5 protein-coding genes and 1 pseudogene are annotated in these 6849 nt (G+C 51.7%); 2 read left to right on the forward strand and 4 right to left on the reverse strand.

What is annotated here, in order from left to right; genetic code table 11:
• Positions 1-330: 330 nt before the first annotated feature.
• Together ABF859_RS15130 and ABF859_RS15135 are read left to right on the forward strand one after the other, a co-directional pair.
• Positions 331-621: a type II toxin-antitoxin system RelE/ParE family toxin gene (locus ABF859_RS15130; RefSeq protein WP_061928277.1), complete on the forward strand. Its 291-nt coding sequence runs from the start codon at positions 331-333 to the stop codon at positions 619-621.
• Positions 611-940 carry a HigA family addiction module antitoxin gene (locus tag ABF859_RS15135; RefSeq protein ID WP_061928275.1) on the forward strand — a complete coding sequence of 110 codons (330 nt, stop codon included), beginning with the start codon at positions 611-613 and terminating at the stop codon, positions 938-940. Before ABF859_RS15130 ends, ABF859_RS15135 begins: the two co-directional genes overlap by 11 nt.
• Before the next feature lie 586 nt (positions 941-1526).
• On the opposite strand, the gene ABF859_RS15140 is transcribed toward ABF859_RS15135, so the two are convergent.
• The 4 genes and pseudogenes from ABF859_RS15140 to ltrA all read right to left on the reverse strand — a co-directional run bounded on the left by ABF859_RS15140 (position 1527) and on the right by ltrA (position 6142).
• Positions 1527-1901 (reverse strand): hypothetical protein, encoded by a 375-nt coding sequence (locus ABF859_RS15140; RefSeq protein WP_415528462.1) that lies wholly within the window; start codon positions 1899-1901, stop codon positions 1527-1529.
• The gene (locus ABF859_RS15145; RefSeq protein ID WP_415528465.1) at positions 1901-3283 is read right to left on the reverse strand and encodes a DUF4214 domain-containing protein; all 1383 of its coding nucleotides are present in this window, start codon (positions 3281-3283) and stop codon (positions 1901-1903) included. The genes ABF859_RS15140 and ABF859_RS15145 overlap by 1 nt, the downstream gene beginning before the upstream one ends.
• A 767-nt stretch (positions 3284-4050) precedes the next feature.
• Positions 4051-4563: pseudogene (locus ABF859_RS15150) on the reverse strand (IS3 family transposase); the annotation flags it as partial.
• Positions 4564-4630: 67 nt separating this feature from the next.
• Positions 4631-6142, reverse strand: coding sequence for a group II intron reverse transcriptase/maturase (ltrA, locus tag ABF859_RS15155; protein WP_415528463.1), 1512 nt, complete (start codon positions 6140-6142; stop codon positions 4631-4633).
• Positions 6143-6849 lie beyond the last annotated feature (707 nt).

A 6849-nucleotide genomic window follows, 5' to 3' on the forward strand; every position in this document is an offset into this window, starting at 1 on the left:
CTCAGAATAGTTACAGACCTGCGTGAGTTGGAATGTCTCTCGCAAAGAGGGCCAGAGACGATCAGACTGTCTTTCCGGCAGCAGACGTTGTCCTTGCATGAGCGTCTGTCGAACACGCCTCGAAAAGACCTTTTTGGGTCTTTTTTGTGCCCTACCCCCTATGTCCGATAATAAGGATTAACGGATATAACTTTACCTTGTCAGACTTACTGAGAACGGTCGTCTCAAATGAGGTAGGGAAGGGGGCTCTTAGGTAAGTTCAAGGCAATAGAAATTCCACTATGTAAAGCATATCTTTACATTGGGAACGTAAAGCTGTAGGTTACATCCATGGAGATCGACAGCATCAGTCACAAAGGCCTGCGCCGGTTTTTCGAAACAGGTAATGCTAAAGGTCTCGTTGGCGACGTCAGCCGGCTTCGGAAGATGTTGGCATTCATTGATGCAGCAGCGTCGTTAGACGAACTTGCTGTTCCTCCAAATTATGGGTTGCACCCATTGACGGGGGATCGCGCAGGCACCTGGTCAATGACGGTCACCAAAAACTGGCGTCTGACGTTTCGCCTGAACGAGCAGGGTTCCCTCTGCGATATGACACTGGAGGATTATCATGGCGCTTAAAATGCATGCCTCGCTGGCCGTTCATGTGGGTGACTGGATCAGGACAGAAATACTGGAGCCTTATAATATCAAGGTAAACACCGTTGCGGAACATTTTGGTGTCTCGCGTCAGTCGATCAGTGCTCTTCTAAACGGAAGGTCTAACCTGTCTGCTGACATGGCCATTCGGTTTGAGAAGGCCTTTGGAGTACGCGCCGATACCTTGATGCGTATGCAGAGTGCATTCGAACTGGCTCAGGCACGTGCGCATGAAGCCAATTTGAACGTCCAGCATTTCAATCTCGTCGCACCTTCCAGGACTGAACAACGGACTATTTAAGGTCTGCTTAGGGGGGGGGAAGCGGAAGGTCTGCTTTACAGAGAAAAATTCGAATAGGTCTTGCGACGACTCACAACTGGACAGCTAAAATGAATGGTGAAGCAGCCCATTTTTTGATGTTGAGGAGCACTTGGCGCGTCTTAGCGCGCCTAGGGATCAGCTTGAAGTACTTTCGTGGACTGTGGATTTTGAGGTTTGATTCACACGCGTAGCGATCCAGAGCAAGTGACAGCCACTTTGATCAAAACTTAGGACCAACAATCATAAAGCAATGCGCCAAAATCTATAAAGAAACTAGGGCATTAATTAACGGTTCTTTGATCCCTGTAGTTGAGCCACAGGCGCGGAACATGGCGATCGTTTGATGCCGTGGAGTATGCCGCGCTCGAATGGTCGAGTGACTTAACAACTGCCGCATCATCGTGCGGATCGGCAACATTGCGTCGGCCGCAGCCAAACGACAGTTTTACACCGCTATGGACCATGCCCCCATGGCGGCTTAACTCGTGCAAACCGGTCTCTCCCAGTATCGGCACGGTTTAGTTCGTTCTGTCATTCAATATTCTACAGGGCCAATTCATCTTTTTTAATTAGAAGACGAATGGCCTGAATCAGTGTTGGCATTTATATAGTTTAGTAACCTATCTGCGGTATCAGAGAAAATACAGGATTCGTAATCTATTTGCGCCTTATATTTGTCATATATTCCTAAAGCCAAATTCCCATGATATAAACAGCTTTTTATAAGCTTGTAATCCTCTTTTGAGAAGATATTAGTGTATTCTTTCTTGTTTTGTAAGAGTAAAGACTTTATATTTATTGCTTCCATTAAAATTTCGTCATCTGAAAACATTCCTAAAATGGCTATCTCGGTGGCATCTGAAAAATCCATTACTGTTGCAATCAGATAGTTCCGAATGGAAACCAGTTCATCAAAGGAGAGAGTAAAATTGTTAGTCATTATTCTAGCCCCTTAAAATAGCTATATCCCGATTTTGGCATAAATAAAGTACCATTATTGTCTCCCACAGTCTTCGAGTATGGATTAAATATTAATACCGTTTGATCTTGATGATCCCAAATGCCGATCCGATCTCCCCCCAATTCCGAATTTATTTCGTATCGGCCGGGGTTGCTTGGGGCGTTCAAAAGCATGTTTTTCGCGTAATTTGATAGATCATTGAGGTTGTTGATCCCGATTGTTCGCAATGGGATGGCATTGGGCTTCGTAAGAGCATCAATATGTTTCAGACTATGCTGAGCAATTACTGGAGCAAGGTCCTCTGCGGTATAAGTTTTTTCCTCTGAAGTCACAATATTTGGGTTTTTTGTCTCTAGATCTGTAACAAATCGAGACTCCATGATCAAACTCGCCCTGTCAAGAAGGGCATCTCCGCCCGCGACAGCAACGCCTCCCACAACTGCGGCAGCGCCCATCTCTGGCGCACCAAATGCCGCAAAAGAAACCACCATCGCTGCCGCAAGGCACTGCCATGCAGTCGAGTTATGAGGGGTGAGGCTGTTCACGACATTGCTGTCAAGCGTAAAAGAAGTCTGATAACCATTAGCGAGTGACTGAATCTGCTCTTGCGAATAGTCACGAATGCTCGTCGCAGCTTGCGACACATAATTCAGAACGGCAGCGGCGCTTTGCTCCAGATCACCGGAAATATTACCAATATTGTTCTGCAGGAAAGGGTCGATTTGCTGTGTTCGTGCTTCGGTAGAATAGGCAATATCATGGATACTATCATCCAGACTGCGACCGTTCCCAATCGCATCCTGATAATTCTGACTTCCGCCAGCATCTGCCTGCCGCCCCAGTTCCAGGCGATAAAGATCGTTTAGATGGCTAACCTCTTCAGCTGAGTGCGCCATGCTCCAGCGAACGTCATGGAGCGTCATCCCGGATGACAAAGCGTTTTGCTGAGCTTTCAATCCGCCTGGATCCGATCCACGCCCCAAGACCTGAGCATAAAGGTCGTTGACCTTCGCCGCTGCGGCATCAGAAAATGCGATGTCTCTTCGAATTTGATCTGGTGAACCGCCGTTGCTGGCCGTCTTGTAGGCGTTCTCATAATCCTGTTCGGACGGGGAGCTTCCTAAAATGTCACTGAAATCTTTCTGTATGTCCTGATCAAGATCAGCAAGCTTTATCGGAGCGAAGGCCCCAGACGGCGTTGTGTAAGTTGCAAAGTCTGTTCCGTTAGGAGCGAGCAGGAAAACACCATTACTCAGAACGGCAGCTTTATAGCCGTGATACGTAACAATTTTATGGCCGTGGACAGGGACATATTCGACATCGGATGAGGAAGAGGTAGAAGGACTGCCTGTCCCCCAAATAGATGGATCTGCGCCACTACCCCCTCCATCACCTGAATTGGTAGGATGTGATGTGAACGTATCGCCGTCCCCACTGGCTTCGACACCCCCGCCATTGTCAGAAACGCCATTACTCTGTTTGGGAGGGGTGTAACCATCATCGTCAGAGTCTTCTGTCTAGCGCGCCATCATGACCAGCCCAACAGGCGAAGACGTCAGGTTCTGTGTCGTAGGCGCAGAAGATTGAGCGTCTTTTGTCGACTGCCCCGTGCCATTTCCAAAGTTTTGGAGCGTCTGAAGCGCAGACTGAAGTGCTGAACTATTACGGTGATAGTCTGTCGATGACCCATATCGGGTGACCTCATTATTTGAAGAGGATCCGGTAGCCAGTTTTAGATCATAATCTGCTTTTGTTGAAGCAGCGGCGCCAAACTGATGATCGTTCGTTCCTGTGGAATGCCCCCCTCCTGAGGTCTGCATCAGTGAAGTATCATGAGAAGAGGTAGGCAAACACGTAAAGAAACTTTGATCCGTCATGGCAAGCTCTAATCTTCTGTACGGTTACGTTACTCCGAGTAACCCACAGATACGAATAAACGTCAAACTGTAACGACGCACCAACTACCACCCCGCCGTCCGCGGTTTGTTTATTAGGTTGGCCTGAAGGTTGGAACTTACGAACAGGCCATAACGGCGGACGCGATGAAGCCCTACGGCAAGGCATGGAGAGAGGTGGTCCCGTCCGTTCGGACAGTTTTGCGGGCTTGATAAGCTATACCCGGTTGTCGTTATGCCGCCCTTCTGACGGCGTTGCTGTTGGCCATCTGGTCCGGGGTTAACCCCGGACCAGATGGCGTCGGCACGTTATGATACGCCTCATCGGGCGTTCGTCCAGCCAGCGCCGTATGCGGACGCCTTTCGTTATAATGGGCGATCCATCTGCCAAGCCCGGCCCTCAGTTCTGATCCGGTCTCGAACGCGTGCAGGTAGACGCATTCATATTTCAGCGACCGCCACAGACGCTCGATGAACACGTTGTCCAGCCATCGCCCACGCCCGTCCATACTGATGTGGATCTGACGCTCTTCCAGTATCCCGCTGAAACGGGGTGTCGTAAATTGCGACCCTTGGTCAGTATTGAAAATGTCCGGGGCGCCATAGCGCATGAGGGCATCCTGTAGCGCCTCGATACAGAACTCCACGTCCATCGTGTTCGACAGACGCCAGGACAGGACCTTGCGCGTGAACCAGTCCATGATCGCCACGAGATAGAGAAATCCCCGTTTCATGGGAAGTAGAGTAGGAAGCGCATATGCGCTTCCCCTCTCCGAACCGTACGTGCGCCTTTCAGCGCATACGGCTCTCCGTTCAAGCTCGGCTTAAAGCCATTGCCACATCATGATAACGGGAGGTGACCGTGCTCCGTGCTTCGTCCCTGAAGATATAGGGGTTTTGCTCGGGGTTCCGCCACCGGAATTGTGCTTTCGGGCTCGTGACGAGCCGTCGCAGCGCCTTTCCGACAGGATTGCCTTGTTCGCTTCGTCCATAGACCAGCCAAGTCTTGGACTGGCCCGTCTCCGGCACTCGATACCATTTTCGCATCAGAGACCTGATACGAGAACGATATTTCTGCGCCAGCCAGTGCGCCAGTTTCCAGAACACGACAGTGTCGATGCGCCGGAATGTGCGCGCTGTGAAGTCCGTGAACCGGTAGAATGCCGCCCATCCTGCCAAGCGACGGTTCAGGGAGGCAACCATGTCAACCGCATTGATATCGTGATGTCCAGTGAGCGCCTCGGTCAGTCCGTGAACAAAGGCCTTGGCTTTCTCCTTGGGTATTGTCGTGACCACGGACATACGCCCGCGTGATCCCCGTTTCCGAATGATCCGATTTCCCAGAAAGACAAAACCATCGTCAACATGGGTGATATGAGATTTCTCCATATTCATCTTCAGTTTCAGACGGTTTTCCAGAAAATCCCGGCATTCCTCACGGATGGTTTCGGCATGTGCCTTTGTCCCTTTGACGATGACGACAAAATCGTCGGCATAGCGACAATAGGCAACAGCGGGTTGCCACTGCCGGTTCTCGCGAACCGTGATGGGCCGTTGCTGCTGTATGCCAAAATTCCAGGCCCAACGGTCCTTTCGCGCTTTGTGGCTCAGGTATTTCGTCTCCAGCCATGTATCGAACTCATGGAGCATGATATTGGACAGAAGCGGTGACAGAACGCCACCTTGCGGAACACCCTCGCTGGCCGCCACGAACAGACCACGCTCGATGTGGCCTGCCTTAAGGATACGCCAGAGCAGATCAATGAACCGATCATCCATTATCCGCCGCCGGATGCTGCGAAGAAGCAGCCTGTGATGGACCGTGTCGAAGTAGCTCGCAAGATCACCTTCGATGACCCAGCGTCCCCTCGTGTCACTGCCATCCTGAAGCTGCAATTTCACGGTCCGGACAGCATGATGCACGGTGCGTTCCGGCCTGAACCCGTAGGAGAGACGATGGAAATCGCTTTCCCATATTGGGTCCATGACCATCAGCATAGCGCGTTGGACAATGCGGTCTGTCAAGGTCGGAATACCCAGCGGGCGCTGCTTGCCGTTCGCTTTCGGGATATAGATGCGCCTGACCGGCTTCGGGCAGTACGTGCCGTTCAGCAGGTCCACACGCAGGTTTGCCAGATGTTGATCCAGCGTGTTCTGCATGCGGCGCTTGTCTATTCCGTCTATGCCCGGTGTATGGGCGCCGCTCGACGCCAATACGATCCGGGCCGCTTCGGCAAGCCACTCCCGGCTGGCCATGAGCCGCAACAGGCGGTCGAACCGACGGTTCGGGTCCGCTGCGGCCCATGTTGCAAGCTTGTGCTGCATTTCCCTGATTATCAAAGGTCTTCACCTCATTAGGTCAGTTAGTTTGCACTTCAAGCAGTCTGAACTGTTCCCCTTCGCCATGTGGCAGGCTTTCCCGGCCGCGGACTACTACGGGAACTCCGCCAGCTTGATGGACATCAGGGTCAACTCCCTTGGCATTCCATCAAGCCTTCCCTCGTTCGTATGCTGGACATCAGCGCGTTGGGGAGGCTGCCGGTCGCAGTCCTTTTCCTTGCGTTCCGCAAGTCGATACCGATGCCGTGGTCTGGCTGTGTTCTCTCCACGGCTCCCAGCAGACACCATACGTGTATGCCTGCATTCAGACCCCGCTGACTTACATCTCCAGCGGCGTCATCAGTATTCCGCCTGTTAAACCGTGTAGGCGGAGGCGACATTTCAGCCCTCGGATGCGGGTTAACCGGTTCGTATTCCTCAACCTTCCAACGCTTCAGCCTCGGGGACCATCTCGGCGTAACGGTTTCGCCTCAATCCCCTTTACCTGCGGGCTACGTCACCCTGCCAGTTGACAGCAGGTCACCGCCGCTTGGGCTCATGTTCCCCCACAGCAGGGAACAAGGCAGTACTTCTGTTCCTCCTTTCTCCTTTGCATTCCAGTCATACGCTCCCCCAGACCATCCGGGGCGAGGCGCACTATATGTGATATCGGAACACCAGACCTGGTCAGGCCGATTGATGACCAGATCCCG

This window comes from Gluconobacter sp., assembly GCF_047722525.1.
Lineage (GTDB): Bacteria > Pseudomonadota > Alphaproteobacteria > Acetobacterales > Acetobacteraceae > Gluconobacter.

Excerpts from the sequence above, each read along its gene's own strand:
- ABF859_RS15130 (WP_061928277.1), top strand. The coding sequence starts at position 331 with ATGGAGATCGACAGCATCAGTCACAAAGGCCTGCGCCGGTTTTTCGAA.
- ABF859_RS15135 (WP_061928275.1), top strand. The coding sequence starts at position 611 with ATGGCGCTTAAAATGCATGCCTCGCTGGCCGTTCATGTGGGTGACTGG.
- ABF859_RS15140 (WP_415528462.1), bottom strand. The coding sequence starts at position 1,901 with ATGACTAACAATTTTACTCTCTCCTTTGATGAACTGGTTTCCATTCGG.
- ltrA (WP_415528463.1), bottom strand. The coding sequence starts at position 6,142 with ATGCAGCACAAGCTTGCAACATGGGCCGCAGCGGACCCGAACCGTCGG.